Here is a 19,997-nt window from a genome sequence, read left to right as displayed (position 1 = left end):
ACATAATGGAGGATTTATCTTTAGCAGTTAATGATTATTTGCAGACATATAATGTAGATGATGTATATTATGAAGCAACAGAGTTACTATTTATTTTGGAATCACCTCATACGCAGGAGATAAAGCATGGTTATCCTGTAGCAGGTAGTTCAGGAGTAGAAATGACTAAATTTATTTATGGAGCAGACCGTGATGATGCTTTTGGGAAATTAGTAGCTAATAAAGATAAATATCAAGCTAGCTATAATAGTATAGAAAAGTTTGGTTTGTTAAATGTCAGCCCAGCTCCGATGCAACAGCAAGCTTTGGCAGATCAAGAGTTAACTAGATTAGATCAGGAAGTAGTAGAAGTTTTAGAAAAATTACGGGTTAATTATCAAGCTAAGAAGCATCGCAAGGAAAGTTGGAATTTGGTAAAACAAATTATTCTAGCTAATTTTAAGACTCGTTTAGTTTCTGCTTTAGAAGCAACTCAACAATTGAAATACTTAGTTCCTTGCGGTAGATTTGCTGCTAGTTATTTGGACCTGGTTAAGGAGCAAGTTAATCTTATAGAGGAGACAGAAATAATTACTGATATTCCCCATCCTTCTTTTAATCAATGGCAGAGTTATGAAACAATGCAAAAACTAGAGAGAAAATTACCTGAAATCTTTTAATCTTCTGGAATAAGATATCTGATTGCAGCATCTAATTCTACTTTATTTTCTTCAGGATTATCTTGGAGCCGAACCATTCCTAATAGTCCTTGTTCATCTATCCAATCGAGATACTCTTCGATTAAATGTTGGGCTGCTTCTTCAGAAAAGGGATCTTCATAGTGGTCAAGGTTATTAAGGTATAAATCTCGAGGTAGTTCTAGATTTTTGTGTTTAATTTGAAAGGAATAGCCTGTTGTTTCTTTTTCTGTGATGTGTTCTAGATAAGACATTTTAGATCACCTCTAGTAGTCTCTTAATTGGTTATTATTTAGTATGTAAAATAATAGCTTATTTATACTAGTTTAGTTATTGACAATAATTATTTTGTCTGTTACAATATGTTTAACATCTGCATAAGGGAAAAAAGCAAAGAAGGAGTTGAGTAGAGTAAAGTTGTTCTTTGTAGAGAGGAGATGTCATCGGCTGTAAGCATCTCTAAAGATCTTTACTTGAAGTTTCGCTCTGGAGCTGTATGATGGAAAGAGAAGTAAATCATACCGGCAGTGGAACCGTTATTTCTAACTAGTGGATTATAAATCTGTTTAGCAGGGATTTATAATCTATTTAGGGTGGTACCACGGAACTAACCTACTTTGTTTCGTCCTAAGCGACGGAAAAAGTGGGTTTTTTAGTTTTTTGAACTATAAAAGTTGATTTTAATTGTAAATTAATAAGTATTATTGAGGAGGGAGTAGTATGTTAGATGATTTAGAATTGACCGAGCATAAAGAGATTATTGAAGTAGGAGATGTTAAAGTTGGGAGTGATCAATTGACAGTAATGGCTGGTCCTTGCGCAGTAGAGAGTAGAGAGCAGTTATTAACAGCAGCACGAGAAGTAAAGAAACAAGGAGGTCAAGTTTTACGCGGAGGAGCTTTTAAGCCTAGAACGTCACCACATAGTTTTCAAGGTTTAGGAGAAAAAGGGTTAAAATTATTAGCAGAAGCTAAAGCTGAAACTGGATTACAGATTGTTACTGAGCTGATGGACCCTGAAGATTTAGAATTAGTGGATAAGTATGCTGATATTTTACAGATTGGTTCGCGGAATATGCAAAATTATAGTTTGTTAAAGAAGTTAGGAGAGCTAGATACTCCAGTAATGTTAAAGAGAGGTTATGCTGCTACAATTAAAGAATGGTTATTAGCAGCTGAATATGTTATTAGTCATGGCAATCCTAATGTTATTTTGTGTGAGAGAGGAATTAGAACATTTGAAACTGCTACAAGATATACCTTAGATTTAAATGCTATTGCCTTAATTAAAGAACAAGCAAATTTACCGATTATAATTGATCCAAGTCACGGTACTGGTAAAAGAAGTTTAGTTAATCCGTTGGCTAGAGCAGGAATTAGTGCTGGAGCCGACGGAATTATGGTTGAAATGCATCCAAATCCTGAGGAGGCTTTATGTGATGGACAACAATCGTTAACTTTTAAAGATTTTTCTAATTTAATTACAGATTTAAATGGAGTAGCTAGTGTTATTAATAAAAAATTATCTGGATAATTTTTTAGAGCAATGCCTGTTAGGTATTGCTCTTTTATCATTTAATCGGAGACTAAATATTAAGAATATTAATTAATGCTTGAAAGTATGACATGTAGAAGTTATAATCGAGCTAAGATAGTAAAAATGATGTAAATAATTAGTTGGGAATTTATCGTTCAAAAGGGGGAAACTTTATGTCTATTTATGTATTAAAAATGATAGTGGATAATAAACAAGAAGATGTTTTTGATTTATTAGAAACAGAAGAGTTAGATATTCAGTCTGCTGAAATTAATGCTGCTTTAGATTTAGTTGATGATCTAGAAGCAGATTCAGTTTAATAATAAATTTTTTAACCCCGGGCCAATTCCGGGGCTATTAATTTTTTTGTTGATATTATTTAAAATAACATAAAAAATTGTAATTATGAGTTAGATAGTATGATATAATATATTGAATATAGGTTTTTAAATATTTTAGATTTTGTTTAAAGATTTTGAATTTGAACTTGCATACAACACATAGCTGATAACTCATGACTAACTGGAGAGGAGGAATTATAATTTCTAGTTTTGCCCAAGCAGTTTATTTTGCTCCGCGAGGTAAGAAACGATTGACAAGATTAGGTGATCGAATCTCGCAGAGATATTTAGTGCCTGAGGATAGTTTGATTGGAGTAATTGGGGATGCTGGAGCTGGGAAATCACTATTGATTCGGGGGATGTTTCCGGGACTTACTTTGACTAATGATGATACAGGAATTAATATTCGCCCCTTACCAATTTTAGATCAGGCGGAAGAGGGAGAGTTTGTCAGTCATACTTATCATGTTGATGCTCGCTTTGAGTCTGCTTTTACTCAACCATGGAAGTTAGCTGAAGCTATTATTGAGGCAATTGAACAAGGATGTAGAGTAGTAATTGAACATTTTGAGTTATTAGCTGATCATTTAGAGCTTAAGGCGGACTTATTGCTTGGAATTGGAGAGGAAATATTAGTTACAAGGCCGGGGATATTTGGCCCGCAACCAGAAGAAATAGCTAAAATTGTTTTTAATTCTATTGTGAATCGGTGGATGGCTCATACTGCTGAGGATTTAACTACACATGTACTCCAGGAGATGAATGTAGAAAATCCTGAGCCCGATTATCATAGTGATATAAAAAGTGGTTTTGTGCTACATTTTAAAAATAAGTTAGAGGTTGATATTTCCCAAGTAGAAAAGAAAGTACAGGATTATATTGCTCAAGATGTTATAGTTAAGTCTCATGATGAACAACATATTAAAGTAGGAGATAGTATTTATACTTGTACAGGTCCTAGGATTCATGTTGATAGTACGGGCCAAATAACAGGTTTTAGATTAAAAGATTTAGAATTTGATCCTAAAACAGGATTATATTTATTAGCTGGATTAGTAGGTGAAGAAGAGAGTCAATTTAAATTAAGTCAACTATAAGTTAATGTTTATAGGGAGTGATAAGATGAAGTTAACTGTACTAGGAAATCGTTCTCCTTATCCAGTTGCTCAGGCGGGCTGTTCAGGTTATTTATTACAGACAGATAAGCAAACTATTTTACTGGATATTGGTTCTGGAGTTTTGCCTGAGTTAAATAAGATAATTGATTATCAGGAGTTAGATGCTATTATTATTTCTCACCTACATGAGGACCATTTTATAGATTTATTGCCTTTACACTACGCTTTAATGTTAGGCCAACAATCTGGAAGGAGACAAGAAGCTTTAGCAGTTTATTTACCTTTTACAGCAGGACAAGAGTTAAGTTATATTAGAAATAAAGTAGGAAAGGAATATCACTTACAACAGATTAAAGCTAGTACTAGTTTACAATTAGGTGATCTACAATTTGATTTTAAGCAGACAGATCATGCTAAAGAATGTTATGGAATTAAAGTTAGTCAGAGAGATAAAGTAGTAGGTTATACAGCAGATACTGCTTGGCAAGAGGATTTAACTTCCTTTTTTAGTGATAGTGATTTGTTGTTAGCAGAGGCAAGTTTATTAGACCAGGACAAAGATAAAAGACAAGCCGGGCATATGACAGTTAAAGAAGCAGTAAAGTTAGGAGAGCAAGCTCAAGTACAAAAATTGCTCTTAACTCATTTGGGTTCTAGTTATCAGCTAGAGGAGATAAGAGCAGAGATTCCACCGACAGAAGTTAAGGTGGAGCTTAGTAGAGTTGGTAGGGAGTATTTAGTGACAAGTGACGAGTGACAAGGACAAGGTTGAGGTCGAGGGTAAGGATAAAATCAATAAATACCTCCTAGGAGTAATAAAGAACTGTTAGTTTCATAAGTATAATAGTAGAATTATTTAGAATAGGAGGTATATTATGTCAGAAGAAGCTGAGCAGGGAGCAGAGGTAGAGCCTTATGTAGCGGCTGAGCAAAAGATGCCTGAGTTTACGTTGTTACCTATAATTTTAGGTACTCTTATGACTGTTGTCTTTGCTGCTGCGAATGCTTATTTAGGATTGAAAGTAGGTATGACAGTTAGTGCTTCTATCCCGGGAGCAGTTATCTCAATGGGGATTTTAAGAGGAGTTCTGGATCGAGGGACTATTTTAGAGAATAATACTGTGCAGACTATTACTTCAGCGGGGACTTCTTTGGCGGCTGGAGTAATCTTTACTATTCCAGCTCTAATATTATGGGGGATTGATCCTAGCTTAATTAAGATGTTCTTAATTTCTCTGTTAGGTGGTACTTTAGGTGTTTTATTTATGATTCCGCTAAGAAAGTACTTAATTGTAGAGGAACATGCTAATCTCCCTTACCCAGAAGGAACAGCTTGTGCAGAGGTTTTGATAGCTGGTGAAGAAGGAGGAGCTAAATCTAAAGATGTATTTACTGGCTTAGGTATTGGGGCAGTTTATAAATTTTTATCTGGTGGGATGAAGATTTGGCCGGAGACTGTAGAGTGGGCTATTCCTGGTTATTCTGGGGCAGCTATTGGTCTTAATTTATATCCATCTTTATTAGGTGTTGGTTATATTATTGGCCCGCAGATTGCTGCTCGGATGTTGGCTGGTGGGACATTAGGTTGGCTTGTATTAATGCCTTTAATTACTAATATAGGGGCTGGATTATCCCAACCTTTATTTCCAGCTAGTAAGACGATTGCTGAATTAGGTTATTGGGGGGTTTGGGATAATTATATTCGTTATGTAGGTGCTGGCGGAGTAGCTATGGGTGGAATTATCAGCTTACTTAAGGCATTACCTACAATCATTCAATCTTTTAAAGCAGCGCTTAGAGAGTTAACTACAGGAGTTAAGAAGGATCTAAAACAAGTTAGAACTAATTTAGATTTACCATTGAAGTTTGTAATTATTGGGTCACTGATAGTTATTTTAGCTATTGCGTTTTTGCCTCAGTTGCCAGTAGGGATTTTAGGAGCAATATTTGTAACTATCTTTGGCTTCTTTTTCGTAACAGTTTCTTCGCGAATAGTTGGGATTGTTGGTAGTTCTTCTAATCCGGCTTCAGGAATGACGATTGCTACCTTATTAGCTACTAGTCTAATTATGAAGCATCTAGGCTGGACTGACCAAAGTGGAATGATAGCTGCTTTAAGTGTAGGGGCTATTGTTTGTATTGCTATTGCAGTAGCAGGTGATACTTCTCAGGACTTAAAGACTGGATTTTTAGTTGGTGCTACTCCTAAAAAACAACAATTAGGTGAGCTAATTGGTATATTAGTATCATCTATCTTTGTAGGTGGGATAGTATTAATGTTACATGAGGCTTATGGTATTGCTTCTAAACAATTACCTGCTCCTCAAGCTAATCTAATGTCAATGGTAGTTAAAGGTGTGATGAAAGGAAATCTACCTTGGGCTTTTGTATTAACTGGCGTCTTTTCTTCTTTAGTGATTGAGATGTTTGGTATTGGTTCATTGCCATTTGCTGTGGGGTTGTATTTACCAATTCATTTAAGTACTCCAATTATGCTTGGTGGCTTAATTAAGTTAGCATTAGAAAAGAAAGAAATTGTTTCTCTAGAAATCAAAAAAGATAAAGATGAAAGTGGAATTTTATTTGCTTCTGGTTTAGTAGCTGGAGATGCTTTAATAGGTATCTTATTAGCTGGTTTGGCTCTGCAAGGCTGGCATGAAATGATTCAAATAGGATCTAGTTGGTTAGGTGGTTTAGCTAATATAGTTGGCTTAGTAACTTTTGTTGTGTTAACTTATACTCTCTGGAATAATTCTGTTAAAGCAGATATCAGAGATAACATCTAAGAATAAATTTATTTTCCTGCTCCTTGCTTTGAAGCAAGGAGTTTATTTTATTTGCTACTAGATTAATGATATAATTTTGCTAGATAATTAAGGAGGTAATTACATGTTAGCCTTATTGAATGGTAAGATATTAACTATGGAAGAAGAAGTGATTGAGCCAGGTCATATATTAATTGCTGAAGGTAAAATTCAAGCTGTAGGAACTGATATAACTATTCCTGAACAAGCAGAAACAATTGATTTAGCAGGACAAGTAGTTATGCCGGGAATGATTGATGCACATACACATTTAGGAGTAGCAGAAGAAGGTGTTGGTTCGGAAGGCCAAGATTATAATGAAATGACAGATCCTGTTACTTCTCAACTGCGAGCACTTGATGGGATTAATCCTGCTGATCAAGGATTTGTTGATGCAGTCCAAAGTGGGATTACTACTGCTATGGTAGCGCCTGGAAGTGCTAATGTAGTAGGTGGAGAATGTGCAGTTGTGAAGACAATAGGTGCTACAGTAGAGGAAATGTTAGTTAAACAAAATGCGGGGCTTAAGGCAGCACTAGGAGAAAATCCGAAACGTGTTTATAATAAGCAAGATGAAGCTCCTAGTACTAGAATGGCAGTAGCTGCTTTATTACGCCAAACTTTAATGGAGACAGAAGATTATATAGCTCATAAGAAAAAAGCTAAAAAAAAGAAGGAAATCTTGCAGCGTGATCTCAAGCTGGAGAATTTAGCTAAGGTAATTACTGGAGAAGTACCACTTAAAGTACATGCTCATCAAGCTGATGATATTATGACGGCGTTAAGAATAGCTCAGGAATTTGATATTGATATAACTTTAGAGCATTGTACTGCTGGTCATCAAATAGTAGATCAGTTAGCAGAGACTGATACTTCAGTAGTTGTTGGCCCAACTTTAATCGGAAAAGTTAAAGTAGAACTAAAAGATAAGACTTTTGCTACGCCAGGCATTCTTTCGGCGGCTGGAATACCAGTAGCTATTATGAGTGACCATCCAGCTAGTCCTATTGATAGCTTATTAGTCTCGGCTGCTTTAGCTGTTAAGTCAGGTATGGATAGAAAAGAGGCTTTAAAGGCAGTGACTATTAATCCAGCGCAAATTTTAGATATTGCTGATCAAGTAGGTAGTATAAAAGTAGGTAAAGATGCAGATCTAGTAGTCTTTAGCGGTGATCCGCTAGATATTAGTTCAGAAGTAGAGCTAGTATTGCTTGAAGGAGAGAAGGTAAAAAAGTAAATTAGCAAAAAATCCTAGACATTTTATTTCCCTTGCAGTACAAATTAAACTTGAGGAGGGATTAAAATGGTAGATGAACAGGATAAAACTGAGGAAGAATTGGCTGAAGATATCTCTCCAGTTCCTGGAACTGGAAGAGGAGACTATACTCCAGGTAATAATGAATTTGCTTCAGAAGTAATACCTGGTGTTGATATGGGAGATTATAATATGCCTCTTGATGACGTAATAGCTGAAGATGATACTAGAGAAGCTAAAGCGGCTAAAGATATTGATCTAGCGGAGAAAATGGATGTAGATATTGATGTGCCAGGTTATGAAGTCGTTGATAGAGATATAACAGAAGAGATGGATGATGATATCGATCCAGATTATAATAATCAAGATACTAAATAACTAGTAATTTAGTCACTTAACTTTTTGGAATTTTATTTCCAAAAGGTAAGTGACTTTTCTTTTTTTGATGATTAATTGATATAATGTGGCACGAAAGTGCCACATTATATCAGCTATCAGCTGTCTGCAAATGGTTTTTATTATGAAAGGTCTGTTTTCTAGACCTGTAGGGTGTGTCGTGAGCAGATCTTCACGGAGAGTCCAAAGGACTCGTAGGAAGTCAAATTCTTCAATTCAAAACCATAGATATAGTTCAACCCTTTAGAATATAGGAATTATAAGGGTTTAGATTTTGAATTTAAAGGTTTTGAATTAGCAGATCCTACAAGTTTCACAGAAACTTTTCGTGATAAAAAGCATCCGCACACAGCACACGACACACGACTGTGTCACCTGCGGTGACACAATATATCAATAAGTTTTAATTAACTAAATATTGAACAATGGAAAAATACTAGTTTGATTAACAAGAAAGTCTAGACATCTTTTTTATCGTAGGGTAAAAGCTAGTCTTGAGGAGGGAGAATAGAAATGACTAGAGATAGATATATTCCAGAAGATAGGCTATTAGAAATTGATGAAGAAGAAGTAGAAGATATTATTGGCCAAGATAGATATATGGCTAATAATGAAGAAATATCAGCTGGAGTAAATGATATTATTGATAGGAGAAGTTATGTTCCTGGTGATGAAGAAATAGTGGCTGAGATTGCTGATGATTTAGGAGTAGCAGATTATAGTCCGGCTGATGATATAGTGGCTAAAACGATTAATGCTGTAGACTATAGTGAAGAAATGGCAGAAGAGATTATGGCTAATATGGGAGATTATACTAGAGATAAAGAGGAAATAGAGGAGCAGATGGATAGAGATGTGGCTGAAATAGCAGAGGAAATAAGTAATATTATTGATGAGTAAGAGACTAGAGTCCGACATTTAGTCGGGCTCTATTATTTTTTGGAATTAATTTTTAACAAATAAAGAAAATAGTATTATAATTAAGATATAAAAGACATGGTTATCAAGAGAAATTTTATAGGAGGTAAGAATGAAAGGGCTAGTTAATGAAAAAACAATTAGAACGAATATTTTGTGAATGTTCTTTTGGATTCAGACCTAACAGGTCAACCCAAAGGTTACAATTGGGTAGTAGATGCAGATATAAAATCTTATTTTGATACTATAGATCATAATTTATTAATAGACTTTATAGCAGAGTATATAAGTGATGGATGGATATTAGACTTAATTAGATCGTGGCTAACAGCTGAATTTATGACCGAAGAAGGAAGGGCAGAGACTAGAGAAGGGACACCTCCTTGAGGTGTCCCTTCTCTTTTATTAGCTAATATTTATCTACATTATTTTGATGACTTATTCTCTGATATGAAGCACTAATAACCGAAAATAGATATGATCTTTTAGTACTGATATTATTAACATGATGCTAGTAAGTAGCAAGTGAGTGGTGTTTTTGAAATATATTACTATTTATATTATAATTTAATTATTCAATAGAATGCTGGAAGGGACAAGGAGGAAAAAGGATGGATTATTTAGATGAATTAGCCAAACCTTTCTTTTGGGAAAACAGTGCGGAAGCTTGTTTAATCATTCATGGGTTTACTGGTACTCCAGCTCATATGAGACAGTTAGGTGAATTTCTACATCAGGAAGGTGCTTATACTGTAAAAGGAATGTTATTACCAGGACATGGTACTTCTCTAGAAGAAATGGAGCAGACTGATTGGCAGGATTGGTTGCAGGCAGCTAAAGAAGAGTATGAACAATTAACTCAAGAATATGATAAAGTTTATGTTATGGGGTTGTCAATGGGTGGAGTACTGACTTTGTTATTAGCTCAGGAATATGATGTAGATAAGATTATTCCTATTGCAGCTCCTATCAAGATCTGGGATAAAAAGGCTTATTTAGCTCCGATTTTGAAGTATTTTAAGCGCTTTGAAAAGGTAGAAGAAGCTGATGATAAACCTAAATATGATATCGGATATTCCGGAATGCCTGTAAAATCTATTCAGGATTTATTAAAGTTAATGAAATTGGCTAATAATAGTTTAGACCAAATAGAATCTCCTTTATTAGTAATTCAATCTAATCAAGATCAGACGGTGAAACCAGTTAGCGCACAAATGATTTATGAAGGTGTAGCCAGTAAGGAAAAAGAAATATTATGGTTAGAAGAATCAGGCCATGTTTGTACTATTGGCCCCGAACAGAATAAGTTGCAGGACAGGATACTTGTGTTTTTACAAAATAATTGATAGAATTAACTGTAATGGAAGTAAAACTGATTTTAATATCTACTAAAGTGGTGGTTAGATGAAGAATAAATTAGTTTTAAGTAGGTTGAATCAATTGATGACTCTAGCTGATAAAATGTTAGTTTTAGCAGTACTATTAATTAGTATATTATTGATCTTTTTAACTCCTAGGATTATAGCAGGAGAAACTAGTGGGGAAAAAGAAGTTGTTGTTACCTTAGACCAACAGGAAATTGCTCGTTATGAGTTGACTGATAACCAAGATCTGAAAAAGATACCATTTAATTTTACTGCTGAAGGGGATAACTACCAAGGGGTTTTGCAGATGAAAGAAGGCCAAGTCCAATTAGAGCGTTTAAGCAAAGATATTTCTCCTTTGCCAATCCATGCTGAAATGGGCTGGATCAGTCAACCTCATGAAATGATTGTTAGTATGCCAGTTAAGTTGACAGTTAAAATTGAAAGTCAAAAAGAGAATAGCAACGACCAACAAGTTGATTTAAGAACTTATTAGCGGAGAGAAAGGAAGACTTTCTTTCCGCTTTTTTTATTTCTAAAATTTTATTTAACTAAATTTAAGCTACGATAAATTGGTTTGTTCAAGACAACATGTCCACCAATTGTTTCTACTTGTTGACCATTAACTAAGATTTTAATTGCTTTAATTTTTTTAAATTCAGTTAGTGTATTAGCTAGAGCTAGTAATAATAAATGTTCACTAGCTGAACCAACGTTAGCTTGCAGAATTTTTTCGTCAAAATTGATGTGGGCAATCCCATTATTAATAGTTACTCCTAATACTTTTGTATCTTTTAAAATTGGCATTTGGGCATTAGGAGTGGATGTTGGCCCGTTAATTAACTCTTGAAGGGTATTTTTATATACATTATTTTGGAGAGAAATTTCTTTTTTTTCAGTTACTAAATGGGCATCTTGTTGAGTGAATTGAATAAAATAAAGTTTACTTTTAACTTTAGTAGGAACTAAGATAATTTCTCCAGGTGTAATAAAATCAGGGTTTGATGAAGGATTAAATTTAGTTAATAAGTTAAGAGGAATAGAATTTTTTCTACTAATCTGCCAGAGAGTATCTCCTGGCTGAACAGTATATGATTTCAAATCTGAGCTAACTTTTATTTTGATTCTATCTCCAATTTGTAATTGATAAGGATTTTGATTAGGATTTAATTTTTGTAACCCCTCTACAGATGTCTTAAATTTTCTACTTAATTGATAAAAAGTATCTCCTTGTTTAATAGTATATAAGAGTTGATTATTCTGTTTTAAAATTTTACCTGGTTGTTGGGCAGAAATAGAAGTAGTAAATAATAATAACATTAAGATAGTAATAATTATAGTTTTTTTCTTCATCTTTTCCCTCCTTATATATAAATTGTCCTTATTTATGATTTTTATAAGATGATTTTACATGAAATGATTGTTAGTATGCCAGTTAAAATTGAAAGTCAAAATGAGACTAGTAATGATCAACAAGTTGATTTACGAAGTTATTAGCGGAGAGAAAGGTGCACTTTTTTGCTTTTTTAGTTTAGATTTTTAATATTGATATAAAGTGGCACGAAAGTGCCACTTTATATCAGCTATCAGCTGTCTGCTATGTGTCGTGAGCCAAGTCAAATTCTTCAATTCAAAACCATAGATATAGTTCAACCCTTTAGAATATAGGAATTATAAGGGTTTAGATTTTGAATTTAAAGGTTTTGAATTAGCTGATAGCACACAGCACACGACACACGACTGTGTCACCTGCGGTGACACAATATATCAATTATGATCAAAATATCGTTTGATCTGTTTAATGACCTTTAAAAAATGTTCAGCTTCATGGGCTAAGTGTTCAGCAAATAAAGGAGTAGTAATAGCTAATAGTTTACACTCTGCTAGTAATTCTTTGCTTTCTTCTTTAAATTGCTGAAGCTTTTTAGTTTGAGCTACTACTTTTTTAGTAAAGCGTTTTACTGTAGGAAAATCTTTAGGATTGGCTTGGAGCATTGATTCTAAATCTGAAGCTTGCTGATGAAGTTGACTAAATTTTTGAGTAAATTTATGTGTTTTAGAGATGAAAGTTTGTTCAGAAGGATCTAAAAAGTGGCGTAAAAATTGAGTGTGTTCTTTCATTATTCTAAGCCAAAAAGTTTCTTCAGCTAGAATTGCTTGAGTGAACCGGAGATTATTTTCTTTATAGATAGTAGTTAAACATAAAAACTCCTCCACTTCTCTGACAGTGTGGTCGAGTGTTAAAGGATAAAGACTGATAATTTGATTACACTGGATTACTTTTCTTAGTAATTTTCTTTTAAAATCTAGTAAATCTCTACTAGCTTGCCTACTGTCTTCTAATAAATTACTATCTGTTTCAAATGGATTACGAATAGTTGCTTCTGCTTCATTTTGGAGTATAGTAAATTCTTCTTTAAACTCTTGAGCTTTATTGATTAATTCTTTTTGACCACAAGCTAATCCCTGTTGAATAAAGATGGTATGCTCTTTAAATGTTTCCATCCAGAAGGCAAGATTTAATCGTTCTCGGGATATTCTATAGTTCACTTTCATTCCTCCTTTTTCTAGAGTCTTATGTTAGTAGTTATAAAATATTACAGTTTACTGAATATTGGAAAAAGAGAATCAACCCTTGAATAAAGATGCATTATTATGTATAATTATAAAACAACAAGGAAATCCAGGAGGTAGATATAGATGAAGGCTATTTTAGCTTTAGAAGATGGTCGCTATTTTGTTGGTGAATCTTTTGGAGCTACTGGGGAAGTAACTGGTGAAGTTGTCTTTAATACTAGTATGACAGGCTACCAGGAGGTAATGACAGATCCTTCTTATAAAGAACAGTTAGTGACAATGACTTATCCGTTGATTGGTAATTATGGAGTTAATGATGCTGATGAGGAAGCAGAAGAAGTACAAGTATCGGGATTTATTGTGCGTGAAGGATGTCAACAACCTAATAATTGGAAGATGAAAGGGGAAAGTGAAGAGTATTTACAAGAGCAAAATATTATTGGGATTAAAGATATTGATACGCGAGCGGTGACTAAACATATTAGAACAAAAGGAGCTATGCAAGGAGTAATTTCTACTGTAGATTGTAATCCTGATAGTCTGGTTCAGAAGGCTAAAGAAAGTAGTATGTCTACTAATTTAGTTGAACAAGTAACAACCACTAAAGCTTATACTCTGGATCCAGCTCAGCCTAAGTATCATTTAGTTGTATTGGATTTAGGGGTTAAGGAAAGCATTTTAGAGTCGTTAGTAAGTGAAGGGTGTAAAGTAACAGTCTTACCGGCTACTAGTAGAGCTGATATGATCAAAGCTTTCCAACCAGATGGAGTCTTACTCTCTAATGGGCCAGGAGATCCCCAAGATATACCACAAATAGTAGAGACAGTAGGAGATTTAATAGGTTCATTACCAATCTGTGGTATTTGCCTAGGACATCAGGTATTGGGATTAGCTTTAGGTGGAGCTACTTATAAGTTAAAATTTGGTCATCGGGGTAGTAATCAACCTGTTAAAGACTTACAGACGGAGCGAGTCTATATTACTTCGCAAAATCACGGATTTGCTCTTGAAGAGGATAGTTTACCACAAGATATTATAGTTACCCATAGAAATTTAAATGATGATACAGTAGAAGGACTTAAGCATCAAAATCTGCCTATCTTTTCAGTTCAGTATCACCCTGAGGCAGCACCAGGGCCAACGGATTCTGAATATATTTTTGCTGAATTCTTAGAAGTGATGAATCAGGAAGAAGCAGCGTAAAAAGTAATTAACAATTAACAATGGACAATTTACAGTTAAAATCAAGTTCAAAATAAAAGAATAAATAATATTAATATGAGGTTGCTGAAAAATGACTGCTTAGACTCAAACTAAAACTTAGACTTAGTTTTGTTTTGATTTTTATGGTTTTTAATTGTCAATTATCAATTGTAAATTGTAAATTAATATTGTGGGAGGAGTCGAGTATGGAGAATAAGAATATAAGTAAAGTATTAGTTATTGGTTCCGGGCCAATTATAATTGGTCAAGCAGCAGAATTTGATTATTCAGGTACGCAAGCCTGTAAAGCACTCCAAGAAGAAGGAAAAGAAGTAGTCTTAATTAATAGTAATCCAGCAACAATTATGACTGATCAAAATATTGCCGATCAAGTATATGTTGAACCCTTAACTTTGGAGTTTGTTAAAAAAGTAATTGAACAAGAAGACCCCGATGGCATTCTACCTACCTTAGGTGGGCAGACAGGACTTAATTTAGCAGTTGAGTTAGCGGAAGATGGCTTTTTGGCCGATAGAGAGGTTGAATTTTTAGGAACTCCTTTAGAGGTTATCCAACAAGGGGAAGATAGAGAGCAGTTTAAACAATTAATGAAGGAGATTGACGAACCAATTAATGAAAGTAATATTGTTGAAGATATTGATACAGCTTCTGAATTTGCTGGGCGGAAAGGATATCCGTTAATTATTCGTCCGGCTTATACTATGGGGGGTGAAGGTGGCGGAATTGTTACTAACCAAGAAGAGCTAGAAGCAGTTGTGAGTAGAGGGCTAAAAAATAGTCCTGTCAGTCAAGTATTACTAGAGCGAAGTATTGCTGGTTGGAAAGAAATCGAGTATGAAGTTATTCGAGATAGCAATAATAATTGCATCATAGTCTGTAATATGGAGAATTTTGATCCAGTAGGTATTCATACTGGTGATAGTATTGTAGTAGCTCCGAGTCAGACTTTACGGGATAAAGAATATCAGATGCTAAGGTCAGCTTCTTTGAAGATCATTCGTGCTTTAGGGATTGAAGGGGGCTGTAATATTCAGTTTGCGCTCAATCCAGATAGTATGGAATATTCTGTAATTGAAGTTAATCCTCGGGTTAGTCGCTCTAGTGCTTTAGCTTCTAAAGCAACAGGTTATCCAATTGCTAAGGTGGCAGCTAAGATTGCTATTAGACAGACCTTAGACCAGATTGAGAATGCAATTACTGGAGAAACGACAGCTTGCTTTGAACCAGCTCTTGATTATGTAGTCAGTAAGATTCCGCGGTGGCCTTTTGATAAATTTACTAAAGCTGATAGAAATTTAACTACTCAGATGAAGGCTACAGGAGAAGTAATGGCTATCGGACGTAATTTTGAAGAATCATTACTAAAAGCAATAGATTCTTTAGATAGTGATATTGACTTAACAAGTGCTGATTTTAGCTATCTATCTGATGAAGAATTGTTAGAGCAGATAAAAGAACAAACAGATGAAAGATTATTTTTACTTGTGGAGGCTTTAGATAGAGGAATTACTATTCAGAAATTAACTGAACTAACTGGCATTGATATCTTTTTCTTGCATAAATTAGCTAAAATAATCGATCTTAAACATAGGATAGAGGAAGCAGGTAGTTTAAGTGTTGATTTATTAGAAGAAGCTAAAAAGATGGGGCTGAGTGATAGTTATTTAGCTAATTTAGTAGATAGTAGTCCCCAACGGATTGCTATGATGCGGAAAACATTAGATTTAGCTCCAGCTTATAAGATGGTTGATACCTGTGCAGCAGAATTTGAGGCAGAAACTCCTTATTATTATTCGACTTATGAATTAGAGGATGAGAGTCTGATTACTGATGAGCAAAAAGTATTAGTAGTGGGGGCAGGGCCAATTAGAATTGGCCAGGGGATTGAATTTGATTACTGTAGTGTTCATTGTGTCCAAGCACTCCAGGAAGCAGGAGTAGAAGCTATTATTGCTAATAATAATCCCGAGACTGTAAGTACTGATTTTGATACTTCTGATAAACTTTATTTTGAGCCTATTAATGAAGAACATATATTGAATATAGTTAAGAATGAAGAGGTAGATGGAGTAATTTTGCAGTTTGGAGGGCAGACTTCTATTAATTTAGCTGATAGATTGGCTCAGGAGGGAGTCTCTATTTTAGGAACTTCCCAGGCTAGTATGGATTTAGCTGAAGATAGAGATAAATTCTTAAATTTATTAGCAGAGTTAGGAATTTCTTCTCCGCCGGGGGCTAGTGCTACTACAGAACAAGAAGCTATTGCCGTAGCTAATAAATTAGAGTATCCAGTCTTAGTTAGACCATCTTATGTGTTAGGTGGTCAAGCAATGGAGGTTGTTTATAACCAAGATGAGTTAGTAGAGTATATGGAACGAGCTGTTAAGGTCTCTCCAGACCATCCTGTCTTAATTGATAAATATATTGTCGGTACTGAAGCAGAAGTTGATGCTATAGCTGATGGCGAGACAGTTGTGATTCCTGGGCTAATGGAACATATAGAAAAGGCAGGAGTTCATTCAGGAGATAGTATGGCAGTTTATCCAGCCCAAAACTTAGCAGAAAAAACAAAAGAAAAGATTGCAGACTATTCTGTTAAGTTGGCTAGAGCTTTAGAGGCGCAAGGACTAGTCAATATTCAGTATGTAATTGATGAAACAGGAACTCCTTATGTGTTAGAGGTTAATCCTCGAGCTAGTAGAACGATTCCAATTTTAAGCAAGGTTACTAAAGTACCAATGGTTAAATTAGCTACTAAGGCTATGTTAGGCGAGGATTTATCTAAGTTAGGTTATCAGACAGGAGTCGTTCCTGAATCGGACTTAGTAACTGTTAAATCTCCTGTTTTCTCCTTTTCTAAGCTACCTGATGTCGATATTTTCTTAGGGCCAGAGATGAAATCAACAGGAGAGGTAATGGGTACTGCTGAAACTTATCCCCAAGCTCTTTATAAGTCTATGTTAGCAGCTGGTTTTGAGATTCCTAAAGCAGGGACTGTGCTATTATCAATTGCAGATAGAGATAAATCTGAGGCAGTAGATATAGCTAATAGACTAACAGAATTAGGATTTAATTTAGTAGCTACTGCTAATACGGCTGATTATTTACAACAGGAGGGAATAGAAGTTTCCGCAGTTGCTAACGAGGCTACTTTAGATGTGATCACTAGTGGAGAAATTGATCTAGTGCTTAATACTCCAACTCGAGGTAAGATACCAGGGCGTTTTGGCTTTCAGTTAAGAAGAAAGACGGTAGAGTATAATATTCCGTGTCTAACTTCCTTAGGAACGATGGAAGCTTTATTACAGATTTTAGATCAGGATATTGATGACTTTAAAGCTCTTAGTTTAGATCAATACTAAAATAATAATTTTGAATTGCTCGGGCCTTATAAAGTTGGCCCGGGTTTTTTTAAGCTAAGAATTAGTAGTCACTCCCCTAATTCACTCCATAGATCAGAAATTTCAGTTATTAAGATTAGAGATTGAGATTTATCTGTAGCTTTAATAGCTCCTTTTAACTGGGTTAATTTGTTATTTAATTGATTGAGTTTATTTTTTCCTACTCCCAACTGGATTTTGGCCTGCACTTGCTGCCAAGATTGTTTTAATTTCTTTGTGTTTCTCTTAGCTTGGTGCCACTTTTGTTGAGAAATATTTTGTTCGATAGTAGTGATCTCTTTTTTTACTTGTTGTGTTTCTTTGGTTAATAAGGTTCCGAGATTTAAAACCACTACAAAAATTATTAATGTAATAATAGGAATTAAATAACTAGTGAACTTATTCATTACTTGCCTCCTTTAATTGGCCCCGGGATAATCACTGATGTCAATTGGTATTTCAGTTTGATCCTTTTTAGTATCAACATATAGACTGCCTGTAGTATTTAAGGTAGCTAAAACAACCTCTGAAATATCAGTAATATTCAGTTTTCTTAGTTGGGCTTGTAACCAAGGTCTATCAAGGTTAACTTGTTTGAGATTTTGTTCCATTATAACGCCGTCATGGATTAATTCAATACTTAACCCGCTATAATCGGTAGTTAGATTCATATCTTTAGGAGTTAGAGTCTGGTGTTGGGATTTTTTTAGTACTGATAGTTTACCATTTGTTTCTAAAATGGCAAATTCAACTTGAGAAAGATTAAACACTCCTTTTGTACGCAGTTGACTCATAAGGTCAGTAACTCTGTATCTCATTTTTTTCATAGCTTCTTCCATTATTTTTCCATTCATAATTACTATGGTAGGTTCGCCATTGAGATATTTAGAGGCTTGTCGCCACTTGATGGAAATATATTCCACAATTAGACTAAGTCCTGTCCAAGTTGCTAATCCTACCCAGTGAGGCCAAGCATTAGTATTTAGTTGGGTAGTTAGCGAACCAGCAATAGAGCCAATGGTAATACCTGCTATATAATCAAAATAAGTAAGTTGACTAATCTGGTGTTTACCTAAGATTCGAGTAAAGATTAATAGAGTAAAGAAGCTGATAATTCCTCTAGTAATTACTACAATTGTTTCTTCCATTTTTTCACCTCACGTTGTTATTCTTAATCAGTCTTGTCTATATTATTAGAGATTCCGGGCCAACTCTAATAGAACTGTTCTATTCTTGTTAAAGTAATCATCTAGATTATGGGCTGGCAAGGGCTTATCTTTATCTTTCTCTCCAATTTCAATAGTAAAACCTGGTCGGTTAAACTTAGTAATAAACCAATCTTTGTAACCAGCTGCTGGAATGTCGCTTTCTTCTGGCGAAACAAGTTGATAGTTATTTTGCGTACTTAGTTTATTAGCTAGTTGTTGATCTCGTTTGTACTGTTGACCAGTTTGGTTATAGTACCAGTAGATAACCTGGCCGCTGCTATGAAAGGCTATTATAGTAGCAAAATCCTCTTGTCTTGTTAAGTCAGCTAGAGCTTTACTTTCTGGCTCACTCTCAGGAGTTGGCCCTTTATAATGAGCAAAATGAGCTTTATCTTCTGATTCTATTTTTTTCCAGTCAGCTGGAAATTGTTTATTTAAATCAACTCCTCTAGCATTTGCTTTCCAGTGTTTAAAGTCAGTATTTCTTTCATTTGCTCTTTGATAGAATTTTTGTGAGTTTACTTTATTTTCTAGATTAGTGAGACCATTGATAGCTATCTCTATACCATCTGGATTTAACATAGGAATAAAATAAAAGGTAACGTGGTCTAATATTTTATTCAGGTCATAGTTTTTGATTTTGTTATTTTTCTTTGTTTGTTGAACATAATCTTCTATTAATTTAAGAAGAAGTAAGGAAGTCATATTTTCTCTTCCATGGACTCCACCAACTACTGCAATTTTTTGTTCACCAGTGCCTAGTTTTAATAGGTGAAGTTGTCTTCCAGCTATAGATTGGCCAATTGTAGATATTGTTAGTTGGTCATAGTTTTTTTGTAATTTATTTATTTGTTTTTGTAGGTTACTATAAGTATAATTGGATTTTGGTTTGATGATATCTTGAGTTGTTTTCGGTTTTGGATTCGGAGTTTCATTTTTATTGGGCTTATTTTGACAGGCGTTTAGATTGAATAAAATAATAAATAGAAATAGTGAGCATATAAAAGTTTTTTTAGTTGGGTTCAAGATAGGTTCCTCCAATACACTTTATATCAGCTATCAGCTGTCTGCAAATGGTTTTTATTACGAAAGGTCTGTTTTCCAGACCTGTAGGGTGTGTCGTGAGCAGATCTTCACGGAGAGTCCAAAGGACTCGTAGGAAGTCAAATTCTTCAATTCAAAACCATAGATATAGTTCA

19 protein-coding genes, 1 pseudogene and 1 other annotated feature are annotated in these 19,997 nt (G+C 34.6%); of the genes and pseudogenes, 14 read left to right on the top strand and 6 right to left on the bottom strand.

Going from position 1 to position 19,997, the window contains the following annotated elements:
* The first annotated feature begins 5 nt into the window (after nt 1-5).
* Nucleotides 6-659 carry a hypothetical protein gene (locus tag ACYQ3D_RS01075; RefSeq protein ID WP_459835214.1) on the top strand — a complete coding sequence of 218 codons (654 nt, stop codon included), beginning with the start codon at nt 6-8 and terminating at the stop codon, nt 657-659.
* Here the strand turns inward: ACYQ3D_RS01075 and ACYQ3D_RS01070 are convergent.
* Nucleotides 656-931: a hypothetical protein gene (locus tag ACYQ3D_RS01070; protein ID WP_459835212.1), complete on the bottom strand. Its 276-nt coding sequence runs from the start codon at nt 929-931 to the stop codon at nt 656-658. The two genes, ACYQ3D_RS01075 and ACYQ3D_RS01070, sit on opposite strands and share 4 nt — an antisense overlap.
* Nucleotides 932-1,061: 130 nt before the next feature.
* Nucleotides 1,062-1,310: a binding site (T-box leader), on the top strand.
* 87 nt (nt 1,311-1,397) lie between these two features.
* On the opposite strand from ACYQ3D_RS01070, the gene aroF reads away from it, so the two are divergent.
* The 11 genes and pseudogenes from aroF to ACYQ3D_RS01015 all read left to right on the top strand — a co-directional run bounded on the left by aroF (nt 1,398) and on the right by ACYQ3D_RS01015 (nt 10,905).
* Nucleotides 1,398-2,210, top strand: a complete 813-nt coding sequence (gene aroF / locus ACYQ3D_RS01065) for a 3-deoxy-7-phosphoheptulonate synthase (protein ID WP_459835210.1) — start codon at nt 1,398-1,400, stop codon at nt 2,208-2,210.
* A 176-nt stretch (nt 2,211-2,386) separates the two neighbouring features.
* Nucleotides 2,387-2,533 (top strand): hypothetical protein, encoded by a 147-nt coding sequence (locus ACYQ3D_RS01060; protein ID WP_459835208.1) that lies wholly within the window; start codon nt 2,387-2,389, stop codon nt 2,531-2,533.
* Nucleotides 2,534-2,727: 194 nt separating this feature from the next.
* A complete protein-coding gene (locus ACYQ3D_RS01055) occupies nt 2,728-3,651 on the top strand; it encodes an alanine-tRNA synthetase second additional domain-containing protein (RefSeq protein WP_459835206.1) in 924 nt (307 codons plus the stop codon).
* A gap of 25 nt (nt 3,652-3,676) precedes the next feature.
* Nucleotides 3,677-4,429 (top strand): MBL fold metallo-hydrolase, encoded by a 753-nt coding sequence (locus ACYQ3D_RS01050; protein WP_459835204.1) that lies wholly within the window; start codon nt 3,677-3,679, stop codon nt 4,427-4,429.
* A 118-nt stretch (nt 4,430-4,547) separates the two neighbouring features.
* A complete protein-coding gene (locus tag ACYQ3D_RS01045; protein WP_459835202.1) occupies nt 4,548-6,458 on the top strand; it encodes an OPT family oligopeptide transporter in 1,911 nt (636 codons plus the stop codon).
* Between the two features lie 103 nt (nt 6,459-6,561).
* A complete protein-coding gene (locus ACYQ3D_RS01040; RefSeq protein WP_459835200.1) occupies nt 6,562-7,713 on the top strand; it encodes an amidohydrolase in 1,152 nt (383 codons plus the stop codon).
* A 66-nt stretch (nt 7,714-7,779) separates the two neighbouring features.
* Nucleotides 7,780-8,109, top strand: a complete 330-nt coding sequence (locus ACYQ3D_RS01035) for a hypothetical protein (RefSeq protein WP_459835198.1) — start codon at nt 7,780-7,782, stop codon at nt 8,107-8,109.
* A gap of 531 nt (nt 8,110-8,640) precedes the next feature.
* Entirely contained in the window at nt 8,641-9,027 is a 387-nt protein-coding gene (locus tag ACYQ3D_RS01030; protein WP_459835196.1) for a hypothetical protein, read from the top strand.
* A 161-nt stretch (nt 9,028-9,188) separates the two neighbouring features.
* A pseudogene (locus ACYQ3D_RS01025) lies at nt 9,189-9,429 on the top strand (reverse transcriptase domain-containing protein); the annotation flags it as partial.
* Nucleotides 9,430-9,656: 227 nt separating this feature from the next.
* Nucleotides 9,657-10,391 carry an alpha/beta hydrolase gene (locus ACYQ3D_RS01020; protein WP_459835194.1) on the top strand — a complete coding sequence of 245 codons (735 nt, stop codon included), beginning with the start codon at nt 9,657-9,659 and terminating at the stop codon, nt 10,389-10,391.
* A 58-nt stretch (nt 10,392-10,449) separates the two neighbouring features.
* Complete coding sequence (locus ACYQ3D_RS01015; protein WP_459835191.1) at nt 10,450-10,905, top strand: NusG domain II-containing protein; 456 nt, start codon at nt 10,450-10,452, stop codon at nt 10,903-10,905.
* A 47-nt stretch (nt 10,906-10,952) separates the two neighbouring features.
* On the opposite strand, the gene ACYQ3D_RS01010 is transcribed toward ACYQ3D_RS01015, so the two are convergent.
* Nucleotides 10,953-11,762 carry a LysM peptidoglycan-binding domain-containing protein gene (locus ACYQ3D_RS01010; protein ID WP_459835189.1) on the bottom strand — a complete coding sequence of 270 codons (810 nt, stop codon included), beginning with the start codon at nt 11,760-11,762 and terminating at the stop codon, nt 10,953-10,955.
* Between the two features lie 414 nt (nt 11,763-12,176).
* Nucleotides 12,177-12,959 carry a DUF2935 domain-containing protein gene (locus ACYQ3D_RS01005; protein WP_459835187.1) on the bottom strand — a complete coding sequence of 261 codons (783 nt, stop codon included), beginning with the start codon at nt 12,957-12,959 and terminating at the stop codon, nt 12,177-12,179.
* A 150-nt stretch (nt 12,960-13,109) separates the two neighbouring features.
* Here ACYQ3D_RS01005 and carA point away from each other — a divergent pair, with 150 nt between their 5' ends.
* Both carA and carB read left to right on the top strand, forming a co-directional pair.
* Complete coding sequence (carA, locus tag ACYQ3D_RS01000; protein ID WP_459835185.1) at nt 13,110-14,189, top strand: glutamine-hydrolyzing carbamoyl-phosphate synthase small subunit; 1,080 nt, start codon at nt 13,110-13,112, stop codon at nt 14,187-14,189.
* A gap of 206 nt (nt 14,190-14,395) precedes the next feature.
* Nucleotides 14,396-17,572, top strand: a complete 3,177-nt coding sequence (gene carB / locus ACYQ3D_RS00995; RefSeq protein ID WP_459835182.1) for a carbamoyl-phosphate synthase large subunit — start codon at nt 14,396-14,398, stop codon at nt 17,570-17,572.
* Between the two features lie 68 nt (nt 17,573-17,640).
* Here carB and ACYQ3D_RS00990 read toward each other — a convergent pair whose 3' ends face one another.
* From ACYQ3D_RS00990 to ACYQ3D_RS00980, 3 genes are read right to left on the bottom strand one after another with little or no spacing between them, the layout of a single operon-like run.
* Nucleotides 17,641-17,997, bottom strand: coding sequence for a DUF4363 family protein (locus ACYQ3D_RS00990; RefSeq protein ID WP_459835180.1), 357 nt, complete (start codon nt 17,995-17,997; stop codon nt 17,641-17,643).
* Nucleotides 17,998-18,009: 12 nt separating this feature from the next.
* Nucleotides 18,010-18,738, bottom strand: coding sequence for a YetF domain-containing protein (locus ACYQ3D_RS00985; RefSeq protein WP_459835178.1), 729 nt, complete (start codon nt 18,736-18,738; stop codon nt 18,010-18,012).
* Between the two features lie 45 nt (nt 18,739-18,783).
* On the bottom strand, nt 18,784-19,824 hold the full coding sequence (locus tag ACYQ3D_RS00980; RefSeq protein ID WP_459835176.1) for a M14 family metallopeptidase: 1,041 nt from the start codon (nt 19,822-19,824) through the stop codon (nt 18,784-18,786).
* Nucleotides 19,825-19,997 lie beyond the last annotated feature (173 nt).

Source organism: Halanaerobaculum tunisiense (genome assembly GCF_054657635.1).
This window is presented reverse-complemented; position numbering and strand designations above follow the sequence as displayed.

Excerpts from the sequence above, each read along its gene's own strand:
- ACYQ3D_RS01075 (WP_459835214.1), top strand. The coding sequence starts at position 6 with ATGGAGGATTTATCTTTAGCAGTTAATGATTATTTGCAGACATATAAT.
- ACYQ3D_RS01070 (WP_459835212.1), bottom strand. The coding sequence starts at position 931 with ATGTCTTATCTAGAACACATCACAGAAAAAGAAACAACAGGCTATTCC.
- aroF (WP_459835210.1), top strand. The coding sequence starts at position 1,398 with ATGTTAGATGATTTAGAATTGACCGAGCATAAAGAGATTATTGAAGTA.
- ACYQ3D_RS01060 (WP_459835208.1), top strand. The coding sequence starts at position 2,387 with ATGTCTATTTATGTATTAAAAATGATAGTGGATAATAAACAAGAAGAT.
- ACYQ3D_RS01055 (WP_459835206.1), top strand. The coding sequence starts at position 2,728 with ATGACTAACTGGAGAGGAGGAATTATAATTTCTAGTTTTGCCCAAGCA.
- ACYQ3D_RS01050 (WP_459835204.1), top strand. The coding sequence starts at position 3,677 with ATGAAGTTAACTGTACTAGGAAATCGTTCTCCTTATCCAGTTGCTCAG.
- ACYQ3D_RS01045 (WP_459835202.1), top strand. The coding sequence starts at position 4,548 with ATGTCAGAAGAAGCTGAGCAGGGAGCAGAGGTAGAGCCTTATGTAGCG.
- ACYQ3D_RS01040 (WP_459835200.1), top strand. The coding sequence starts at position 6,562 with ATGTTAGCCTTATTGAATGGTAAGATATTAACTATGGAAGAAGAAGTG.
- ACYQ3D_RS01035 (WP_459835198.1), top strand. The coding sequence starts at position 7,780 with ATGGTAGATGAACAGGATAAAACTGAGGAAGAATTGGCTGAAGATATC.
- ACYQ3D_RS01030 (WP_459835196.1), top strand. The coding sequence starts at position 8,641 with ATGACTAGAGATAGATATATTCCAGAAGATAGGCTATTAGAAATTGAT.
- ACYQ3D_RS01020 (WP_459835194.1), top strand. The coding sequence starts at position 9,657 with ATGGATTATTTAGATGAATTAGCCAAACCTTTCTTTTGGGAAAACAGT.
- ACYQ3D_RS01015 (WP_459835191.1), top strand. The coding sequence starts at position 10,450 with ATGAAGAATAAATTAGTTTTAAGTAGGTTGAATCAATTGATGACTCTA.
- ACYQ3D_RS01010 (WP_459835189.1), bottom strand. The coding sequence starts at position 11,762 with ATGAAGAAAAAAACTATAATTATTACTATCTTAATGTTATTATTATTT.
- carA (WP_459835185.1), top strand. The coding sequence starts at position 13,110 with ATGAAGGCTATTTTAGCTTTAGAAGATGGTCGCTATTTTGTTGGTGAA.
- carB (WP_459835182.1), top strand. The coding sequence starts at position 14,396 with ATGGAGAATAAGAATATAAGTAAAGTATTAGTTATTGGTTCCGGGCCA.
- ACYQ3D_RS00990 (WP_459835180.1), bottom strand. The coding sequence starts at position 17,997 with ATGAATAAGTTCACTAGTTATTTAATTCCTATTATTACATTAATAATT.
- ACYQ3D_RS00985 (WP_459835178.1), bottom strand. The coding sequence starts at position 18,738 with ATGGAAGAAACAATTGTAGTAATTACTAGAGGAATTATCAGCTTCTTT.